Origin of the sequence: Stenotrophomonas sp. 2YAF22 (genome assembly GCF_052114665.1) — a bacterium.
GTDB classification, from domain to species: Bacteria; Pseudomonadota; Gammaproteobacteria; order Xanthomonadales; family Xanthomonadaceae; genus Stenotrophomonas; species Stenotrophomonas indicatrix.
In genome coordinates, this window is record NZ_JBFRFE010000904.1 from 1 (window position 1) to 1,155 (window position 1,155).

Below are 1,155 nucleotides of genomic sequence, written 5' to 3' on the forward strand. Positions count from 1 at the left end.
GCGCGGTAGCGGTCACGGCCAGGATCGGCAGCGTCTCGCCGCGACCTCGCAGCGCCCGTGCAAGCTGGTAGCCATCGAGGACCGGCATGTTGATGTCGGTCATCACGATATCCCACGCCCCCGATTGCCAGCCGGTCAACGCCACCTGCCCGTTCTCCATCGCATCAACCTGGCAGTCGAGCTCCTCCAGCTGCTGCTGGATCAATTCGCGATTGACCGGATTGTCCTCCACCAGCAGAACGCGCCCCCGCGTGCACCGTACACCGGTCCGCGGCGCAGCGTCATGCGTCCACGGCAAGGGCATCGACTCACCGCGCAGCGCCTGCAGCAGTGCCGGGCTGGCATAGCAGGAGACGTGCACCGCATCATCGCGCTGCTCAGGCGACAGCGGTCCCCTGGGATAGGCCCGCACCACTCTGGCATAGCTGGGCAGCACCGCCAGCTCTTCGTCATCGGTCCAGGCACGGCGCTCGCCGAAGATCAGCAGCGCGGTTCCCAGAGCACCATCTGCAGGCCGTTCGATCACCGTCACATCGGCGCCCCAGCGGTGCAGCAACTGGCCGATCTCCTGCCGCCACTCCTGCGCCGACGACAACAGGGAAATGCGGCGACCGGACAGCGGCTGGTCCGACGCTGTCGCAACCGCTGTACGCTGAACGGGGACGTCCAGGGTGAACACGCTGCCCACGCCCAGCGTGCTCTGCACCTGGATGCGGCCACCCAGCAGCTGCGCCAGCTGCTGGCACAACGCCAGGCCAAGCCCGCTGCCGCCGTAGCGCCGGGAGACGCTGGCATCGCCCTGCTGGAAGGGGCGGAACAGCGTGGCAACCTGTTCCTCGGAAAGGCCAATGCCCGAGTCGACCACCTGCAGGCGCAACTGCCGTTCCTCGCCTGTTCCACCACCATCCTCGGCGCGCAGGGTGATGCGACCGGAGGCAGTGAACTTCACCGCGTTGCTCAGCAGGTTGTTGAGGATCTGGCGGATACGGTGGACATCGCCGATGAACGCCTCATCCAGCGATGGATCGATTGCGAAATACAGCTTCACGTCCTTGCGCTGCGCTTCCGGTGCGTACAGCAGCGCAGCCTGTTCGATCAGCGGGCGCTGAGGGGTGGAGCTGATTACTCAGCAACAACCTTCTGCTCTTCGGGGCG

General features: G+C 66.1%; 1 protein-coding gene. It reads right to left on the reverse strand.

The window, feature by feature from the left end:
• Nucleotides 1–1,048, reverse strand: a 1,048-nt coding sequence (locus tag AB4Y84_RS22130; protein ID WP_442250993.1) for an ATP-binding protein, incomplete at its 3' end; no start/stop codon positions are given.
• Between the last annotated feature and the right edge of the window lie 107 nt (nucleotides 1,049–1,155).